At 65.2% G+C, this 17339-nt stretch carries 17 protein-coding genes; 8 read left to right on the top strand and 9 right to left on the bottom strand.

What is annotated here, in order from left to right:
- Window positions 1–7: 7 nt before the first annotated feature.
- Window positions 8–1348 (bottom strand): aspartate aminotransferase family protein, encoded by a 1341-nt coding sequence (locus ABXS05_RS27955; RefSeq protein ID WP_367626132.1) that lies wholly within the window; start codon window positions 1346–1348, stop codon window positions 8–10.
- A 359-nt stretch (window positions 1349–1707) separates the two neighbouring features.
- On the opposite strand from ABXS05_RS27955, the gene ABXS05_RS27950 reads away from it, so the two are divergent.
- Window positions 1708–3009, top strand: a complete 1302-nt coding sequence (locus tag ABXS05_RS27950; protein ID WP_311937694.1) for a nicotinate phosphoribosyltransferase — start codon at window positions 1708–1710, stop codon at window positions 3007–3009.
- A 37-nt stretch (window positions 3010–3046) separates the two neighbouring features.
- On the opposite strand, the gene ABXS05_RS27945 is transcribed toward ABXS05_RS27950, so the two are convergent.
- Window positions 3047–3979, bottom strand: coding sequence for a DMT family transporter (locus tag ABXS05_RS27945; protein WP_367626131.1), 933 nt, complete (start codon window positions 3977–3979; stop codon window positions 3047–3049).
- 90 nt (window positions 3980–4069) lie between these two features.
- Between ABXS05_RS27945 and ABXS05_RS27940 the strand changes: the two genes are divergently transcribed.
- The 4 genes from ABXS05_RS27940 to ABXS05_RS27925 all read left to right on the top strand — a co-directional run bounded on the left by ABXS05_RS27940 (window position 4070) and on the right by ABXS05_RS27925 (window position 7127).
- Window positions 4070–4843 carry an AraC family transcriptional regulator gene (locus tag ABXS05_RS27940; RefSeq protein WP_367626130.1) on the top strand — a complete coding sequence of 258 codons (774 nt, stop codon included), beginning with the start codon at window positions 4070–4072 and terminating at the stop codon, window positions 4841–4843.
- 155 nt (window positions 4844–4998) lie between these two features.
- Entirely contained in the window at window positions 4999–6045 is a 1047-nt protein-coding gene (locus tag ABXS05_RS27935) for an aldo/keto reductase (RefSeq protein ID WP_367626129.1), read from the top strand.
- Between the two features lie 150 nt (window positions 6046–6195).
- On the top strand, window positions 6196–6753 hold the full coding sequence (gene thpR / locus ABXS05_RS27930) for an RNA 2',3'-cyclic phosphodiesterase (RefSeq protein WP_367626128.1): 558 nt from the start codon (window positions 6196–6198) through the stop codon (window positions 6751–6753).
- A gap of 68 nt (window positions 6754–6821) precedes the next feature.
- On the top strand, window positions 6822–7127 hold the full coding sequence (locus ABXS05_RS27925) for a 4a-hydroxytetrahydrobiopterin dehydratase (RefSeq protein WP_367626127.1): 306 nt from the start codon (window positions 6822–6824) through the stop codon (window positions 7125–7127).
- A 232-nt stretch (window positions 7128–7359) separates the two neighbouring features.
- On the opposite strand, the gene ABXS05_RS27920 is transcribed toward ABXS05_RS27925, so the two are convergent.
- The 3 genes from ABXS05_RS27920 to ABXS05_RS27910 form a co-directional block, all read right to left on the bottom strand.
- Window positions 7360–8490, bottom strand: coding sequence for an extracellular solute-binding protein (locus ABXS05_RS27920; RefSeq protein WP_367626126.1), 1131 nt, complete (start codon window positions 8488–8490; stop codon window positions 7360–7362).
- 8 nt (window positions 8491–8498) lie between these two features.
- A complete protein-coding gene (locus ABXS05_RS27915; RefSeq protein ID WP_367626125.1) occupies window positions 8499–9170 on the bottom strand; it encodes an alpha/beta hydrolase in 672 nt (223 codons plus the stop codon).
- A 67-nt stretch (window positions 9171–9237) separates the two neighbouring features.
- Window positions 9238–9882 (bottom strand): DNA-3-methyladenine glycosylase family protein, encoded by a 645-nt coding sequence (locus ABXS05_RS27910; RefSeq protein ID WP_367626124.1) that lies wholly within the window; start codon window positions 9880–9882, stop codon window positions 9238–9240.
- Between ABXS05_RS27910 and gluQRS the strand changes: the two genes are divergently transcribed.
- The gene (gene gluQRS, locus ABXS05_RS27905; RefSeq protein ID WP_367626123.1) at window positions 9881–10783 is read left to right on the top strand and encodes a tRNA glutamyl-Q(34) synthetase GluQRS; all 903 of its coding nucleotides are present in this window, start codon (window positions 9881–9883) and stop codon (window positions 10781–10783) included. The two genes, ABXS05_RS27910 and gluQRS, sit on opposite strands and share 2 nt — an antisense overlap.
- Window positions 10784–10815: 32 nt before the next feature.
- On the opposite strand, the gene ABXS05_RS27900 is transcribed toward gluQRS, so the two are convergent.
- Both ABXS05_RS27900 and ABXS05_RS27895 read right to left on the bottom strand, forming a co-directional pair.
- Window positions 10816–11271 (bottom strand): NfeD family protein, encoded by a 456-nt coding sequence (locus tag ABXS05_RS27900; RefSeq protein WP_068284166.1) that lies wholly within the window; start codon window positions 11269–11271, stop codon window positions 10816–10818.
- 13 nt (window positions 11272–11284) lie between these two features.
- Window positions 11285–12259: an SPFH domain-containing protein gene (locus ABXS05_RS27895; RefSeq protein ID WP_068284168.1), complete on the bottom strand. Its 975-nt coding sequence runs from the start codon at window positions 12257–12259 to the stop codon at window positions 11285–11287.
- Between the two features lie 230 nt (window positions 12260–12489).
- Between ABXS05_RS27895 and metX the strand changes: the two genes are divergently transcribed.
- Together metX and metW are read left to right on the top strand one after the other, a co-directional pair.
- Window positions 12490–13677, top strand: a complete 1188-nt coding sequence (gene metX / locus ABXS05_RS27890; protein ID WP_367626122.1) for a homoserine O-acetyltransferase MetX — start codon at window positions 12490–12492, stop codon at window positions 13675–13677.
- Window positions 13678–13706: 29 nt separating this feature from the next.
- On the top strand, window positions 13707–14342 hold the full coding sequence (gene metW / locus ABXS05_RS27885) for a methionine biosynthesis protein MetW (RefSeq protein ID WP_068284214.1): 636 nt from the start codon (window positions 13707–13709) through the stop codon (window positions 14340–14342).
- A gap of 254 nt (window positions 14343–14596) precedes the next feature.
- Here metW and ABXS05_RS27880 read toward each other — a convergent pair whose 3' ends face one another.
- Entirely contained in the window at window positions 14597–15346 is a 750-nt protein-coding gene (locus ABXS05_RS27880) for a methyltransferase domain-containing protein (RefSeq protein WP_311937718.1), read from the bottom strand.
- Window positions 15347–15536: 190 nt separating this feature from the next.
- Entirely contained in the window at window positions 15537–17087 is a 1551-nt protein-coding gene (locus tag ABXS05_RS27875; protein WP_367626121.1) for a L,D-transpeptidase family protein, read from the bottom strand.
- Window positions 17088–17339 lie beyond the last annotated feature (252 nt).

Raw genomic sequence — 17339 nt, 5'->3', positions numbered from 1 at the left:
ACAGCCTCTATGCTCCAATATCCTTGAGGGCCTGGCGCAGCGATACCGCAAAGCGCCCGGCAATTTCGCTCAACTCGCCGTCCGTGGCGTTGTAGGGCGGCGCCAGGATCACGGTATCGCCCTTGATGCCGTCGACATTGCCGCCCGAAGGGTAGCAGATCAGCCCGTTGGCGAAGGCGCGCGCACGGATCCTGAGGAACAGCGCCTTCTCCGCCGGGAAGGGCTCCTTGCTGTCGCGGTCGGCAACGATCTCGATGCCGGTGAAGAAGCCGCGGCCCCTGATATCGCCGATCTGGGCAATGCCGTGGAGGGCATCGGCCAAAATGCGCTTGAATTCCTCACCCTTCACGGCGACGCGTTGCACCAGCCCGTCGCGCTCGACGATGCGCTGCACGGCGACGCCGGCCGCACAGGCGGCGGTATGGCCGGTGAAGGTGTGGCCGGTCTGCGGCCCGCCGTCGACGGCGTTGATCGGCTCGGCGACCCTGTCGGAATAGACGGCGGCCCCAAGCGGCAGATACCCCCCGCCCAGGCCCTTGGCCACCGTCATGATGTCAGGGAAGACGCCGTCATGTTCGAGCGCCCGCCAGGTGCCGCAGCGTCCGGCCCCGCACATCACCTCGTCGGCGATCATCAGCACGCCATGGCGGTCGCAGATCTCGCGCACCTTCCTGGCATAGCCCGGCGGTGCCGGCACCACGCCGCCGGCCGCGCCCACCACCGGTTCGAAGACGAAGGCGGCGACCTTGTCGGGGCCGAGTTCCAGGATCTTGTCTTCGAGTTCCTGCGCGCAGGCCGCGCCGACATCCTCCGGTGCCACGCCGGCCGGCGGCCGGTAGACGTTGGCGGGCGATATTAGCGGCACGTCGACGAGCGCGCCCTCGAAGGAAAGGCGGCGTTCGCGGAAGCCCGAGAGCGCCAGCGCACCCAGCGTGTTGCCGTGCCAGGAGCGCTCGCGCGAAATGAAGCGCCGCCGGCTCATCTCGCCCCGGGCGGCGAAATATTGCAGAGCGAGCTTCAGGGCCGATTCGACCGCCTCCGAACCGCCGGAGACGAACACCATCTGCTTGAGCGTGCCGCCGCAGAGCCGGCCGACACGCTCGGTCAGCTCTTCCAGGGGATCGGAAGTGAAATTGTAGCGATAGCCATGGGCGATGCGGTCGAGCTGATCCTTGATCGCCTGGTTGACCTCTTCATTGCCATGGCCGAGGCAATAGACCGCCGGGCCGCCCGAGCCGTCGAGATAGTGCTTGCCGTCGACATCGGTGAGCACGAGGCCCTTGCCCCAGGCGATCTTCGGCAAGCCTGCCCCCGCCACCGAGGTCGATTCCGCGACGTCGCCCGCCATTCCCGTCTCCATGCCCCAGAGTCGCGCGCCGATCGGTTCGACGCCCTGTTTGGTAGGACTTATGGGAGGTCGCATCGCCGGGCGTCAAGCGCGGCATCTTTACCCTCCCCTGGAGGGGGAGGGTCGGCCCACAGGGCCGGGGTGGGGTGAAAATACGCAGACCGTGATGATGGTGACTTTCATTTTGTGAAGAAGTCACCCCACCCCGAGGCTTCGCCTCGACCCCAGGCACTTCCAAGCGGAAGCGCCGATCCCTCCAGGGGAGGGTAAAACGTCCGCACGCCCAGCATCTTGATCTTGGCCTGCAATCCACGCATGGTCCGCTCTTTCGCCGGCAAAGGCGGCTTGGGGCACTTTTCATGAATATCGATATTGCCAAGAGGGTGTATGATCGGACCTGGAAGCTCGATCCGATCGTTCGCAGCCTCCTGGACACGGACTTCTACAAGCTCCTGATGCTGCAGCCCATCCATGCCCGGCATGAGAATGTGCGCACCACCTTCACCGTGATCAACCGCACCAAGTCGATCAACCTTGCCGCGGTGATCGATGAGAAGGAACTGCGCGACCAGCTTGACCACGCCCGCACGCTGCGCTTCGGCAAGCGCGAACTGATCTGGCTGCGCGGCAACACCTTCTACGGCAAGCAGCAGATCTTCCGGCCTGAATTCCTCGACTGGCTCGCCGATTTCAGCCTGCCGGAGTATGATCTGCGCATCGAGAATGGCGATTATGTGCTCGAATTCGACGCGCCCTGGAGCCAGGCCACCATGTGGGAGGTGCCGGCGCTCGCCATCATCAACGAGCTGAAATCCAGGGCCGCCACCCGTTCCATGGGCCGTTTCGAGCTCGACATCCTCTATGCCCGCGCCAAGGCCAAGCTGTGGGACAAGATCGAGCGGCTGAAGAATCTGGAAAACCTGAAGATCTCCGATTTCGGCACCAGGCGGCGCCATTCCTTCCTGTGGCAGAGCTGGTGCGTGGAGGCGATGAAGGAGGGCCTCGGCTCGGCTTTCGTCGGCACCTCCAACGTGCTGCTCGCCATGAACAACGATCTGGAATCGATCGGCACCAACGCCCATGAGCTGCCCATGGTCTATGCGGCTTTGTGCGAGGAGGATGGCTGCCTGCGCGAGTCGCCCTACAAGGTGCTGGAAATGTGGCGCGACTTCTATGACGGCAATCTCTTGATCGTGCTGCCCGATACTTTCGGCACCGCCGCCTTCCTCGAACGAGCCCCCGACTGGGTGGCCGACTGGACCGGCATGCGCCCCGACTCCAAACCGATCCAGCAGGCCGGCGAGGAGATCATCGCCTGGTATAGGGCGCGCGGCCGCGACCCGGCCAAGAAGCTGATCATCTTCTCCGACGGCCTCGACATCGATTCCATCGAGACCGCCCATAAGAATTTCAACGGCCGCATGCGCCCCTCCTATGGCTGGGGCACCAATCTCACCAATGATTTCCGCGGCTGCGGTTCGCACCCCATCCCGCTGCTCGATCCGATCTCGCTGGTCTGCAAGATCACTTCGGTCAACGGCAAGCCGGCGGTGAAGCTCTCGGACAACCTCGCCAAGGCCACCGGCGGCAAGGAGGCCATCGATCGCTACCTGAAGGTGTTCGGCGAGGAAGGCCGCGGGGTGCAGGCGGTGAGCGTATAGCATCGCTTGCACCGGGACATTGCCCTTAGGATCGGCGTCACTCCGGCAGTTCGACCGCCACCCGTCGGCCCAGCGGCCGCTTCAGCAGTTGCGCCGCGATCACGCCGGCGAGCACCAGGCCGCCGCCGATGACGTGGTAGGAGCGGATGGGCTCGCCCAGCATGACGATGGCGGCGAGCGCCGTGAACACCGGCAGCAGGTTGAGGAAGATGGCGCAGCGGCTGGGGCCGAGCTGCTCGACGCCGCGGATCCACAAGACCGGCAGCACCACCGAGGCCGCACAGCCGGCATAGGCGATCAGCGGCAGCGTCTCCGTGTTGAGGGCCCTGAGCGGTGCCGGCGTCGCCAGCAAGGCCGGGAACATCACCGCCAGGGAGCACAAAGCCTGCATATAGGTCGACTGCCAGCCCGAGACCGGCAGGTTCCAGCGCTTCAGCAGCACCGAATAGAGCGCGTAGACGAAGCCGGCCAGCAGCATCAGGGCATCGCCCGGATGTACGCCGTCCCGGGCCAAGCTGGCGAGATCGCCTGCGCTGACCAGATAGACGATGCCGACGATCGAGAGGATGCCGCCGCCGACCATGCCGATGGTCGGCCGCTCGCCCAGCATCAGCGCGCTCAAGGCCACCGTCAGCAGGGGCGACAGCGCCGTGAACACCGCCATGTTGGTCGCCGTGGTCGAGCCGGCCGCGAGATAGGACAGGCTCTGGAACAGGCACATGGCCAGGAAGCCGAGCACGGCGAATTCGCCGAGATGACGCCACAGGACAGCCCGGTTGCGCCAGGCCGGCAGGCCGACGAAGAGGGTCATCAGGCCGATCGCCAGAACGAGACGATAGAAGGTGATGGCCTGCGGCCCGATGGCGTGGGCCGACAGCCTGGAGACGATGACATTGCCGGCCCACAGGACGATGGCAAAGAAGGGATAGAGCAAGGACAGGGGACTGGCGGAGGTGGGCTGGGAGGACATGGCATACCCGTGAAGTGAACGGGGCGGACACTGCCGCTTTTCACCAAGTCCGTCTCACGCTAATCTAACATTGACTATTGCGATTGAGACATGAACGACGACCGTACCACCCGCCATCTCGCCTTCCACGACACCGAACGGGCCGTCGTGGCGATGGAGATCGATTACCCCGACGGCTCCGACACCGGCTGGCATGCCCATCCGCGCGCGCAGCTGCTCTATGCCATCCAGGGCGTGATGATCGTCCGCTCGCAGGCCGGCAGCTGGGTGGTGCCGCCCAACCGCGCCGTCTGGCTGGTTGGCGGCCTGGAGCACGAAGTGCGCATGTGCGGCGAGGTCAAGATCCGCACCGTCTTCATCGATCCCACCGTCTCCGCTGCCCTGCCCGGCGACAATTGCGTGATCGCCGTCTCGCCCCTGCTGCGCGAACTGATCGTTGCGGCGGTCGCCATCCCGCTCGATTATCCCGCCGGCGGCCGCGACGAGAGGCTGATGCAGCTGCTGCTCGACGAGCTCAGGCTTCTCGATGTCCTGCCGCTTCATCTGCCGATGCCGAGGGATGTCCGCCTGCGCACCGTCTGCCGACACCTGATCGCCCATCCCGAAAACGAGGAGACGGCGCAGGGCTGGGCGCGGCGGCTCGGCATCACGCCCAAGACGGTGCACCGGCTGTTCGCCAGCCAGACGGGACTGACCTTCGGGCAATGGCGCCAGCAGGCAAGGCTGCTCTTTGCCCTGGAGCGCCTGGCCAGCGGCGCCCGCATCATCGATGTCGCCTATGATAGCGGCTATGCCAGCCAGAGTGCCTTCACGGCGATGTTCCGGCGGCATTTCGGCCTGCCGCCGAGTGATTTCTATCGCTGAGTACGCCATGCCCCGCTTGGCAGCAGCCATCGGCAGGGGATGACAGCCGCCTGCCGTACCGCCGCCTCGGCTTGCCGACAGGACTTGCCGACAGGGCTTGCCAAGCCCGCCTTCCTTGCGTCAAACAGGCGTCCTCCCTTTTCCGGATTCCTTTCATGAAATTTCATAAGCTCGGCCGCACCGGCCAGGACGTTTCCGTGATTTGCCTGGGCACCATGACCTGGGGCGAACAGAACAGCGAAGCCGATGGCTTCGCCCAGATGGATTATGCCCTCGAACAGGGCGTCAATTTCTTCGACACCGCCGAAATGTACGCGGTTCCACCGCGCGCGGAGACCGCCGGCTCGACCGAGCGCATCATCGGCAACTGGTTCAAGGCGCGCGGCACGCGCGACAAGGTGATCCTCGCCAGCAAGGTCGCCGGTGCGGGCACCTCGGTCTGGCTGCGAGACGCCAAGGAGCCGACGCGGCTCAATCGCGCCCAGATGACCGAGGCCCTCGACAAGAGCCTCAAGCGCCTCCAGACCGACCGTATCGACCTCTACCAGCTCCACTGGCCCGAGCGTTCGATGCCCTGGGGCTCCAATCCCACGGCCTTCCGCGTCAGCCCGGCCGACGAGACCAGCAGCATTGCCGAGCAGCTCGACGTGCTCGACGGCTTCGTGAAGGCCGGCAAGGTCCGCTGGATCGGCCTCTCCAATGAAAGCGCCTGGGGTGCGATGCGCTTTCTCACCGAAAGCGAGACGCGCGGCCTGGCACGCATGCAGTCGATCCAGAACGCCTATTCGCTGGTCAACCGCACCTTCGAAACCGCCCTGGCCGAGATCGCCATGCGCGAGCAGCTCGGCCTGCTCGCCTATTCCGCTCTGGCCCAGGGCTATCTCACCGGCAAATACCGCGACGGCGCCTTGCCGGCCGGTTCGCGCAAGGCCCTGTTCAACCGGCTGCAGCGCTATGAGAAGCCCGGCTCCGACACCGCTTTCAACGCCTATCTCGACCTCGCCCGCGAGCATGGCCTCGATCCGGCCCAGATGGCGCTGGCCTTCGTCAACACCAGGCCCTTCACCACCGCCACCATCATCGGCGCGACCACCATGGCGCAGCTCAAAACCGCCATCGGATCGATCGACATCGCCATTCCGGCCGAGCTCGAGGCGCGTATCGACGCCATTCACCAGTTGCACATGAACCCGGCACCGTGAGGGCGCGGCGGGCCAGCCGCCCGCGCTGGCCCTCCTCGTTTTCCGCAGAAAAAACAGGCCGCCGAGAGGCCGCGACGCTTTGCGCTTTCCCCTCGGCGGTAAAACTCTCTAGGATTGAATCTCCGACGATAACTATACGGCGTTCGTGCCATGCCGCGTTTGTTTACCGCTCTGGAAGTTCCTCCCATCATCGGCATGAAGTTGTCGACGCTCCGCGGCGGCCTGCCCGGTGCCCGCTGGATCGACGTCGAGAACTATCACATCACCCTGTCCTTCATCGGCGACATCGATGACGGGCTGGCGCGCGATGTCGCCGAAGCCCTCGACGGCATTCGCCGCCCCATTGTCGATATCGTCGTCGACGGGCTGGATGCCTTCGGCGGCAGCAGGCCGAAATCGGTCTATGCCAGGGTGCTGCCCAACCCGGGCCTGATGGAGTTGCAGGCCGTGCAGGAGCGCCTGCTCCGCCGCCTCGGCGTGCCGATCGAGAATCGGCAATATACGCCGCACATCACGCTCGCGCGGCTGCGCAGCGAAGCCACGGCACGCCTCACCGCCGACTGGCTTGCCCTGCGCGGCGGCGGCCGCCTCGGCTTCACCGCCGAGCGCTTCGTGCTCTACTCCTCACGCGATTCGGTGGGCGGCGGCCCCTATATCGTCGAAGAGGCCTATGAATTGCAGCGCCGCGAAGAAGCCGCGTTGCGCTGACGTCGTCCTTGCTGCCCGCGAAGCGGCATCCTCGCCGCCATGGCTCAAACGCATCGAAGGAGGCCGGCATGCCCCAAGCGAAACTGAACGAGGACGAGCGTCGATCCGCCTTGGCCGAACTTTCGAACTGGGCATTGACACCAGGCCGGGATGCGATCCGCCGCGTCTTTGTCTTTCGCAATTTCAGCGAAGCTTTCGGCTTCATGGCGCGGGCTGCCCTTACCGCCGAGAAGCTCAACCATCATCCCGAATGGTCGAATGTCTACAAGACCGTCGACGTCACCCTCTCCACCCATGACGTCGACGGGCTGACGGAGCTCGACCTCAAGCTCGCCAGGAGCATGGACAAGATCGCCGCGACGATGGGGGTGTGAAAAACGACTTAAAGAAATCGCATTGCCCTATCCCTACCTCTCTCGACATCCTTGGACACCGTCTGGAAATAGCTGAAACGCCGCCTTTGTCATGCCCGGGCTTGACCCGGGCATCCATCGGCCCTGTCTGAGTGCCTGGAGGGAACGACTGGATTGCCGGGTCAAGCTCGACAATGACAAAGGTCGAGCCGATTCAATTCGTTATTTGCCGATTGCTCCTTAGTGCCCCCTCTCACGCGGCCTGCCATTTCTGCGCATATTCGCTGCGCAATGCGACGAACCAGGGCGGCTGAGCCGGCCACCACCAGATCTTCGACAGGGCATCGTCGGGATAGGCGGCGCGGAGGAAATCCCGCAGCTTGGGATCGAGCCGATCGACGGCACCTCGAGCCACGGGATTGGCGGAGAAAGCCATGGCGTAGGCGGCCGACGCTTCCGGTGTCACGATGAAGCGGGCCCATTCATGCGCCTGTTCGGCGTTTCGGGCATTCTTGAGCAGGCCATAGCCCTGCAGCCAGCCGAAGGCGCCCTCCCTGGGCGCCACGAAGCCGACATTGTCGCCAGCCAGCGCCTGCGCCGTGGTGTCCCACGTCAATCCCAGCGTGCAGCCTTTGCTGCGGAAAGCCGTGAGCGCATCGTTGTCGCTGCTCCAGAACTGGCCGATCATCGCCTTGCGCCGGGTCGCCTCGGCCAATGCCAGGTCCCAGAGCTGGCGCATGGTCGCCTCGTCCTTGTAGCCGTCGAGCCAGGGCTTCGGCAGTTTGCCCTCGGCTTCCAGCACCCGGCCCATCGCCGCCAGGCCTGTCGAGGGCCTGATTGCGACCTTGCCGCGATATTTGTCATCGAAGAGCGAGGCAAGGGAGGCGGCGCCATAGGTCTGCGCCGCCGCCTGGCGCGCATAGGCCAACGCCTCCGCCCCCCAGAGCACCGGCAGGAAATAGCGCCGCCCCTTATGCATGGCCGAACCGGTCAGGAAGGCCTTGTCATAGAGGTCGAGACCGACATTGCCATCGTCCCAGGGCTGCAGCAGGTCCGCCTGCAGCCATTCCGGCAGGCGGTCGAGCGAGGGCTCGACGATGTCGGCGCCCACGCCCTGGGCAGCGATGCGCGCCTGCGCCAGCATGGCCTCCTGGTCGGGCTGCTCGACGAAATTGACGGTGATGCCGGTCTTCTCGGTGAAGCTGCGGAACAGGGTGCTGAAATCATAACCCGACCAGCCCAGATAGGTCAGTTCCCCCGAGGAGGAGAGCGCCCGGCTGACGATGGCCGGCGAAGCCAGCGTGCCCAGGCCGAGTGCCGCCGTGCCGCGCAGGAAAGCACGGCGGGTGGGGTGAAGGAGACGACTCGGCCGGCCGCGCTGCATTTGTCGGCCTACGCCGCGCGCGTCAGCGCCTGGGCCAGGAAAGTGCCGCCAAGCCGCAGGCCCTGATTGTCGATGCCGTGGCCGAGCCCACGGCTCATATGAGCCTCGACCGGCACGGCCAGGGATTTGAGCCCTTCCTGCGAGAACTGCAATGCGAAGGGGGGAATGACCTGATCCTGGTCGCCATGCGCCAGCAATACCGGCGGCCTTGCCGTGATCTGAGGCGCCATCACCGCGGGCAGCTGCCCGTCCGGGCAGACGAGCACGCCGGAATAGCCGACGATCGCCCCCATCGCCTTGGGGCGGCGAAGTCCGACATGCAGCGCCATCATGGTGCCCTGGCTGAAACCAACCAGGGCGAGCGCGGCCTCATCCAGCCCTTCGCGCTTGAGCTCCTCGTCCAGGAAGGCATCGAGCACGGGCCGGGCCTTCTCGACGCCGTGCCAACGCTCATTGGGGACCTGGAAGGTCAACGGGAACCACTGACGACCGAAGGGACTTCCGGCGCAGGGCTCGGGCGCGTGGGGCGATACGAAGGCGGTGTCGGGCAGGAGTTCCTGCCAGGCACGGCCGATATCGATCAGATCGTTGCCATCGGCGCCATAACCATGCAGGAACACGACGAGCTGGCGGGCTTTTCCGGATTTGGCAGGCAGGCGGGGCCCGTCGAGTGTCGTCATTCTGCTCTCCTCAAGCAACTCATGGATCCACTGAGCACCCTTGCGTGACGAAAATACGTCGCACCGTCTACTCCAAGGCAACGCCTGCTCGGTTCTTCATCTTGGCGTAATAGGCAAAGAGCAGACGGGCGGCAACACTGCGCCAGGGGCGCCAGGCTTCGGCAATGCGGGCAAGCTCTGCGGCATCCGGGCGTTTTTCGAGGTCGAGCAGCATGCGCGCCGCTTCCTGCAGGGCAAGATCGCCCGAGGCGAAGGCATCGCCGTGGCCGAGGCAGAACATCAGATAGATGTCGGCCGTCCAGGGACCGATGCCCTTGACCCTGGTCAGTTCGAGGCGGGCCGCATCGGCGCTGAGCACCGCGAGGGCATCGAGATCGAGCCCCTCCAGCATTGCCTGGCCGACAGCCCTGAGGGTGCGGATCTTGGGCATGGACAGGCCACCGGCCCGAAAATCTGCCTCGGGGGCGCTGACCAGTCTTTGCGCCGTGAAAGGATCGAACACCGCCTTGGTGCGCGCCCAGATCGCCCGGGCGCTGGCGACGGAGACCTGCTGGGACACGATGATCCAGGCCAGGCCCTCCAGACCGCCCTCGTTGCGGCGCAAGGGCGGCTCACCGCACAGGTCATGGATGGCGGCCAGCCTGGGATCGAGCGCGCGCAAGGCCTCGACTCCGGCGAGGATTTCAGTGCGCGAACGGATGATCACGGTCATGCCCGTGTGTTACACCACAGGCGTGACAAATCAATCGATCCGCCCCCTCCTGCGCTTCGCTCCCAGTCCGACCGGCCATCTCCATCTCGGTCATGCGCTTTCGGCCTTCGAGAACGAACGCTGGGCGAAGGCCGCCGGCGGGCGCCTGCTATTGCGCATCGAGGATATCGATACCACCCGCTGCCGCCCGGAATTCGTCGCTGCCCTGCTGGAAGATCTCGCCTGGCTGGGCCTTCCGTTCGAACCCTCGCCGCGGCGCCAATCCGAACATTTCGATGACTATCGCCAGGCCCTCGACAGCCTTGCCGGCATGGGGCTGCTCTACCGCTCCTATGCGTCGCGGGCAGAGATTGCCGCGGCCATCGACCGGCCGGGTCATCCCCGCGACCCGGACGGCACCCCGCTCTATCCCCGCGCCGCGCTCGCCCGCGCCGACGATCCTGCCGGACGCGATCCGGCCGAACCCTTTGCCCTCAGGCTCGACATGACGGCAGCCCTGGCCAAGGCCGGGCCTCTGGCGCCTGCCCTGTCCTGGCAGGAGCAGGCAGCGCCCCGAGGCGCGGGCTCCGAGGCGATTCCTGCCGCTCCGGAACGCTGGGGCGACGTCGTGCTGGCACGCAAGGAGTTTCCGGCGAGCTATCATCTGGCCGTGGTGGTCGACGATGCCCTGCAGGGCATCACGCATGTCGTGCGCGGCCGGGACCTCTACCAGGCCACCGGCCTGCACCGCCTGCTGCAGGCCCTGCTCGGCCTGCCCGAGCCGATCTACCACCATCACGGCCTGCTTCTCGGCCCCGACGGCGAGAAACTGTCGAAGTCCGCCCGTTCCACCAGCCTGCGGGCTCTCAGGGCGGATGGAGTGACACCGGCAGACATCAAGGGGATGGCGGTGATGGGGTGAGGGGCAGAACCAAGCCTACCCAGTTTCTATCCTCACGTCTGCCTGACTACTTCTTCCACCGCCAGCCATCCGCCCTCGACGCGCACCACCCTGATGCGCGCACCGGCGCCTGCGTCAGCTCCCCTGATCTGCCACACCGTGTCGCCAACCCGGATCCGCCCCTCGCCGTTGACGATCGGCTCGGCCAGGGTGAAACTCTGGCCGACGAGTGCATCGGCCCGGCGATTGAGAAAGGGCTGTTCCTTGTCGGATGCATCGGCCCGGCGGGCGAAATGCCGGCCGATCCAGGCGAAGACCACGCCGAGAGCTGCGAACAGCAGCAGGGCCAGCGGCCAGCTCAATGGCAGGAAGAGGCTGATCACACCGACAGCTGCGGCGGCGAGACCGAGCCAGATCATGAAGGCTCCGGGCAGGAACACCTCCAGGCCGATCAGCACGGCGGCCAGCACGAACCATCCCCAGACATTGATGGACGCAAGTTCGGTCATGGACGGCTCCGTCTCAATCCTGGCCGGTACGCGGCACGCCAGAGCGCTTGGCCGGCAAGGCTGCGTCCCCGAAGGTGGCCTTGGCGATCTCGCCGATACCGGCGAGCGAACCGATCAAGGCCGTCGCCTCCATCGGCAGTACCATCACTTTCTGGTTCGGTGCCGTCGCCATCGCCTGCATGGCCTTCACATATTTGTCGGCGATGAAGTAGTTGAGCGCGGCGACATTGCCGTGTGACAGGGCCTCGGAGACCACCTGCGTCGCCGCGGCTTCGGCCTGGGCCGCGCGCTCGCGCGCCTCGGCATCACGGAAGGCGGCTTCCTTGCGCCCCTCGGCCTCCAGCACCTGGGCCTGCTTGCGGCCATCGGCCCGCAGGATCTCCGCGCGCTGCTGGCCCTCGGCCTCGAGGATGACGGCCCGCTTCTCCCGCTCGGCCTTCATCTGGCGTCCCATCGAGGCGATCAGGTCGGCCGGCGGCACGATATCCTTGATCTCGATGCGGGTGACCTTGATGCCCCAGCTGGTCGCCGCCGCATCGACCACGGTCAGGAGGCGATTGTTGATCTCGTCGCGATGGGAAAGCAGCTGGTCGAGATCCATCGAGCCCATCACGGTGCGGATATTGGTCATCAGCAGGTTGAGGATCGCGCTGTTGAGATTGGCGACCTCGTAGGCAGCCCTGGCGGCATCGATCACCTGGAAGAAGGCGACGCCGTCCACCGCCACCGAAGCGTTGTCGCGGGTGATGATTTCCTGGGTCGGGACATCCAGCACCTGTTCCATCATGTTCATGCGCACACCGATGCGATGGAAAATCGGTGGCACGATGTTGAGGCCGGGCTGGATGGTATAGGCGTAACGGCGAAAACGCTCGACCGTGTAGTTATATCCTTGCGGTACGGTCTTCACCATCTTCATCAGGAAGAACAGCAGGACAATGGCCAAGACGATGACGGCTGTCGTTGCGGTGAGCGGAATATCGGGCATGGCGTTTTCCAGGTCGGACCAGATCTCATCATGTCTAACGATGACCACGAGTGCTGCAAAGCGCTCTCGCGAACTCGTGCAACCGGAAGATGCGAAAACGCACGAGCGCCGCCATCCGCAATGCCATTGCACTTGCTTCAGTGCGTGATATTAGGATGTATCGAACGAAACGTTCGGCAAATCGAACAAACTTGTCGAGCGACCTTGGGCGACGGGGGAAATGCAGACGCATGTCGGAAGGTGAGCAGCTGCGGGCGAGCTTCCCGGAACTGGCCCGCAAGCAGGCAGACCAGCCCGATGACAGCCTGCTCGTCGATTTCGGCCCGGAACGGCCGCTTCGCCTCGACAGCGGCATCGATTTCGCGCCGCTGCGCATCGCCTATACCACGGCGGGCACGCTCAATTCAGCCAGATCCAACGCCGTGCTCGTCTGCCACGCGCTCACCGGCGACCAGCATGTCGCCAGCATCCACCCGGTGACCGGGCGTGCCGGCTGGTGGGACACCCTGGTCGGGCCGGGCAAGCCGATCGACACCGAGCGTTTCTTCGTGATCTGCCCCAATGTGATCGGCAGTTGCATGGGCTCCTCCGGCCCGGCCTCGACCAATCCGGCAACCGGCCAGCCCTATGGCCTCGACTTTCCGGTGGTGACCATCGCCGATATGGTGCGGGCACAGGCCATGCTGCTCGACCATCTCGGCATCGAGAGCCTGTTCGCCGTGCTTGGCGGCTCGATGGGCGGCATGCTGGTGCTGCAATGGGCAGTCGCCTATCCCGACCGCGTCTTCTCGGCGTTGTGCATCGCCAGCGCCGCCCGTCATACCGCCCAGAACATCGCCTTCAACGAGGTCGGCCGGCAGGCGATCATGGCCGATCCCGATTGGCGCGGCGGCCATTATCTCGAGGCAGGCACCCGCCCGGCCAAGGGCCTCGGTGTCGCCCGCATGGCGGCCCACATCACCTATCTCTCCGAAGACGCGCTGCAGCGCAAATTCGGCCGCAACCTGCAGGACCGCGCGGCGCGGACCTTCACCTTCGACGCCGATTTTCAGATCGAGAGCTATCTGCGCTATCAGGGCTTGAGTTTCGTCGAGCGCTTCGACGCCAATTCCTATCTCTATGTCACCCGCGCGATGGATTATTTCGACCTCGCGGCCGAGCATGACGGATCCCTCGCCTCAGCCTTCAAGGGCACGCATACCCGCTTCTGCGTGGCATCCTTCACCTCCGACTGGCTCTTCCCCACCAGCGCCTCGCGCCAGATCATGCATGCGCTCAACGCGGCCGGCGCGCGTGTCTCCTTCGTCGAGATCGAGACCGACAAGGGCCACGATGCCTTCCTGCTCGACATTCCCGAGTTGTTCGACATGGTTCGCGGCTTCGTCGGCGCCGCCGCCCGCGAGCGAGGCGTGGCATGAACGGGTTCCGCCCGCGCGACACCAGGACGATGACGGCCCAGCGCAGCGCCACGGCCGCGCCGGGCAGCCGCCTCGATTTCCTACAGATCCGCGACATGGTGATCCCCGGTGCCCGCGTGCTCGATGTCGGCTGCGGCGACGGCGAATTGCTGTCCCTGCTGGAGGCGACACGCGGCGTCGATGGCCGCGGCATCGAGATCAGCCAGCTCGGCGTCAACGCCGCCGTCGGGCGCGGCCTGGCCGTGATCCAGGGCGATGCCGATTCCGACCTCTCCGACTATCCCGACGACAGCTTCGACTATGTGATCCTGTCGCAGACCCTGCAGGCGACCCGCAATCCGCGCCAGGTGGTGGAAGACATGCTGCGCATCGGCCGGCGCGCCATCGTCTCCTTCCCGAATTTCGGGCATTGGCGCATCCGCAGCCAGATCATGTTCCGCGGCCGCATGCCCGTGACCGACAACCTGCCCTATGCCTGGTACGACACGCCCAACATCCATTTCTGCTCGATCCGGGACTTCGTCGAGATGGCGCGCGGCCTCGACGCGGTGATCGAACGGGCCGAGGCGCTGACGCTGTCGGGCCAGCCGGTCCAGGTCAGGGCGCCCTGGTGGTTCTGGAACCTGTTCGGCGAGCAGGCGGTATTCCTGCTGCGAAGGCGCTGAGATGTTGACTTCGCTGACGCCGTAGGCATCGTCGTGCCGCCCCTTATCTTACCTCTCCCCGTAAGAACGGGGCGAGGAGGCGCAAGCGTTGCGATCGATCCTCGGACCTCTCATCTCGCCCGTCGGTTGGGCGAGGTAGTTTGCCGTCAATATGAAACGCACCGCCGAATTCCCCTCGCCCCGTTCTTACGGGGAGAGGTAAGGTGAGGGGCAGCGCAACCTGGACGAAGAATCGAGTAAGCGGCAGCGCAGGCTCACGCCCCGTCGGCGACCCGCCCGGCCGCCGGGCTCGGCAGCAGCACCGGCGTGAATTTCGGCGACACTGCCCGCTTGGCGCGCACGGTGATCGGCCGGAATACCTGCTTGGAGGCCTCCACGATGTGCACGCCGGCAAAGGGCGATGCAAAACGAGCCGCGAAGCGCTCATAAGCAGGCGCGGAACGCAGCGCCCAGCCATGGAACATTGGCGGCAGATAGAGGGCTTCCGTCCAGTTCACCGGCGAGAACAGCGCATCGCGCAGCAAGCGGGTCAATTGCGGGCGCGAGAAAGGCCGGCCATTGCCGAAGGGCGTGGCATCGGAGCGGGCCCAGACCCCGCGCCGGTTGGGTGCCACCAGCATCACCGTACCGCCGGGCGCCAGCACCCGCCAGATCTCGCGCAGCGTGTCGAGAGCGGAATCGGCCTCCTCGAGCAGATGGATGGCCAGTACCCGGTCGAGGCAGCCATCCGCCAGGGGCAATTCGGTCTCCTCGACCAGAGCAGCGGCAAGCGGGCCGTTTTCGGGCCATTCCAGCACGCCCTGCGTCGCCGGATTGAAGGAGACGACGCGCTCGGCCTCTTCGCGAAACATGGTGAGATAGGGTGCGGCAAAGCCGATGCCGGCAACGCGCTGGCCGCGAAGGTCGCTCCAGCGCGCCCGGATCTTGGTGGCAATCAGGCGGCCGGCCACGATGCCCAGATTGGTCGAGTAGAAGTCGCGGAGATCGACGACATCGAGCGACATGGCATCAAGGATCCAGACGGTGGCGGCGAGATTGATTTTGCAACAGTTGGAGACTGCCTGTCACCCGAGGTGAGGCCGAAGCCTGGATATGGGCACGACGATCAGCCATCGGATCTCGTCACGCCCAATGAATGAGCCCTCTCCCATGCCGGGAAAGGGCTCACGGATCAATCGATCAAGAAAGATCAGGTCAGTTGGTCGCCGTGGCGCCCTGCTCGCCGCCCAGGCCCAGCCAACGCTTGTAGAAAGGCTGCTCGGTCGGCGGATTGGTGATCGCGGGCGGCAGCTCGGCCATCTGGGCGGCCGGCAGCGCCGTCGCGGCCATCATCGGCTTGCCCGGCGTCAGCGTCTTTGCCTTGCCCTGCTTGAGCTTGGTGTCAGGCACCGTGCCGGTCTGGATCGGGTCGACCTTGATCGCCGTAACCGGGGAAGCCGGCTGCTCGGTCGGCGCGAAGCCCAGCCAGCGTGCATAGAAGGGCTGGCCTTCCGGTGCCGCCGAGGCCACCAGCTGGCTTGCCGGAGCACTGGACGACACAGGCGCCGCGGCCACCGTCATCGCCAGCGGCTTCTGCGGCATCGGAGCCTGGAACTTGCTACCCATCAGCCGGGCATAGACGGCTTCCTGGCGCTTGGCGACAGCCTTCGGGTCGGCCACGCCCTTGATCGGCTTGCGAGCCACGGCGGCTTCCGAATAGAGCAGGCTTTCGGCTGCTGCATAGGTCACGCGATGAGCGGCATTCGCATCCGCTTCCGTTGCCGGAGCACCCGCGTCGTTGAGGGCGACCTCGGTCACGTCGACGCGCGAATAGCTGAAGGGCCGGTCCTTGCCAGGCACCGCCGACTGGTCGACGGCACGCGCGGTAAACACCGGATTGGAACCGCCATCCTGATAGATATAGTTGACGGCCTTGGTGCCGGAGGCAACCAGCGCAGTCACCTTGGCATCGTCGCCGCGCCGCTTCTCGTAGACGGCGGCTGCCACATTCTGGCTGGCGGGAGCGATCCCGCAATCGGTACCGCCATTGCCGTTGAAGACATAGCGGCCCTTGCAGACATCGACCTTGACCGTCTGCTTGGTGACCTCGAAGTTGTCGGTGCCTTCCTTGAGGTTCTGCCAGAAGCCGATATTGGGGTTGCGGCGATTCCGAGCCATGTTCTCGGGCGTCATGCGGAAGGGCAGCGACTGTACCTGGAACGAAGCCTGGCCGCCCTGCAGCGCCTCGCGCGCCACGGCATAGATCTCGGCCACCTGCTTGTCGGTCATGGCGAAGCAGCCGCGCGAAGAGCAGGAGCCGTGCACCATGATGTTGCCGCCGGCCCGGCCGAGCTGGCGATCGAAGCTGTTGGGGTAGCCGATGTCGAAGGACAGGTAATATTGCGAATTCGGATTGAGGCTGCTCATGCTCACCGCATAGAAGCCTTCGGGCACCTGGCGGTCACCCTCGCTCTTCTTCGGACCGAGCTGGCCGGACCAGCGGCAGACCGGATAGCTCTTGAGCAGGGCATAACGTCCGCTCGAGGTCTGCTTCCAGAGCTCGAGCTCGGACTCCTTCTTGTAGATGCGCACCAGGATGGGCGCGGAACGCGCCATGCCCTTGGCCTGCATTTCGGCAATCAGGGCCTGCGGCACCGGGCTAGTCGAACGAACACTTGCGCCATTCTGATTGGAACAGGCCGCTGCCAGCAAAAGGACCGGCACGGCCATTGCAATCTTGCGCATCAACTTGAAGTGAGCGGTCATGAACCAGTGAACCCGTGCAAAGTCAGCAATACAGACTAAGGGACATTTACAGTCAACGACCACTCGCCGCAAGTCATGGGCCGATCGTGGTTACGCAACAGCGTGAACGGACTCTTAACGGCACAATGCCTGATTCCACGCCCTGCCGATAGAGGCCTTCCACCGGAAACTGGCCGGGGACCCTATAGACTTCCTCGTGGCTCGACAAGCATCGGCCACGACAAAACCCCGGATCGGACAGGACAGCGGGAT

This window comes from Labrys neptuniae (assembly GCF_040797145.1).
GTDB classification, from domain to species: Bacteria; Pseudomonadota; Alphaproteobacteria; order Rhizobiales; family Labraceae; genus Labrys; species Labrys neptuniae.
The sequence above is the reverse complement of the archived record's forward strand: the minus strand, read 5'-3'. Positions and strand labels throughout refer to the sequence as shown.

Coding starts and splice junctions, on each gene's coding strand:
- ABXS05_RS27955 (WP_367626132.1), bottom strand. CDS start 1,348: ATGGCGGGCGACGTCGCGGAATCGACCTCGGTGGCGGGGGCAGGCTTG.
- ABXS05_RS27950 (WP_311937694.1), top strand. CDS start 1,708: ATGAATATCGATATTGCCAAGAGGGTGTATGATCGGACCTGGAAGCTC.
- ABXS05_RS27945 (WP_367626131.1), bottom strand. CDS start 3,979: ATGTCCTCCCAGCCCACCTCCGCCAGTCCCCTGTCCTTGCTCTATCCC.
- ABXS05_RS27940 (WP_367626130.1), top strand. CDS start 4,070: ATGAACGACGACCGTACCACCCGCCATCTCGCCTTCCACGACACCGAA.
- ABXS05_RS27935 (WP_367626129.1), top strand. CDS start 4,999: ATGAAATTTCATAAGCTCGGCCGCACCGGCCAGGACGTTTCCGTGATT.
- thpR (WP_367626128.1), top strand. CDS start 6,196: ATGCCGCGTTTGTTTACCGCTCTGGAAGTTCCTCCCATCATCGGCATG.
- ABXS05_RS27925 (WP_367626127.1), top strand. CDS start 6,822: ATGCCCCAAGCGAAACTGAACGAGGACGAGCGTCGATCCGCCTTGGCC.
- ABXS05_RS27920 (WP_367626126.1), bottom strand. CDS start 8,490: ATGCAGCGCGGCCGGCCGAGTCGTCTCCTTCACCCCACCCGCCGTGCT.
- ABXS05_RS27915 (WP_367626125.1), bottom strand. CDS start 9,170: ATGACGACACTCGACGGGCCCCGCCTGCCTGCCAAATCCGGAAAAGCC.
- gluQRS (WP_367626123.1), top strand. CDS start 9,881: ATGCCCGTGTGTTACACCACAGGCGTGACAAATCAATCGATCCGCCCC.
- ABXS05_RS27910 (WP_367626124.1), bottom strand. CDS start 9,882: ATGACCGTGATCATCCGTTCGCGCACTGAAATCCTCGCCGGAGTCGAG.
- ABXS05_RS27900 (WP_068284166.1), bottom strand. CDS start 11,271: ATGACCGAACTTGCGTCCATCAATGTCTGGGGATGGTTCGTGCTGGCC.
- ABXS05_RS27895 (WP_068284168.1), bottom strand. CDS start 12,259: ATGCCCGATATTCCGCTCACCGCAACGACAGCCGTCATCGTCTTGGCC.
- metX (WP_367626122.1), top strand. CDS start 12,490: ATGTCGGAAGGTGAGCAGCTGCGGGCGAGCTTCCCGGAACTGGCCCGC.
- metW (WP_068284214.1), top strand. CDS start 13,707: ATGACGGCCCAGCGCAGCGCCACGGCCGCGCCGGGCAGCCGCCTCGAT.
- ABXS05_RS27880 (WP_311937718.1), bottom strand. CDS start 15,346: ATGTCGCTCGATGTCGTCGATCTCCGCGACTTCTACTCGACCAATCTG.
- ABXS05_RS27875 (WP_367626121.1), bottom strand. CDS start 17,087: ATGACCGCTCACTTCAAGTTGATGCGCAAGATTGCAATGGCCGTGCCG.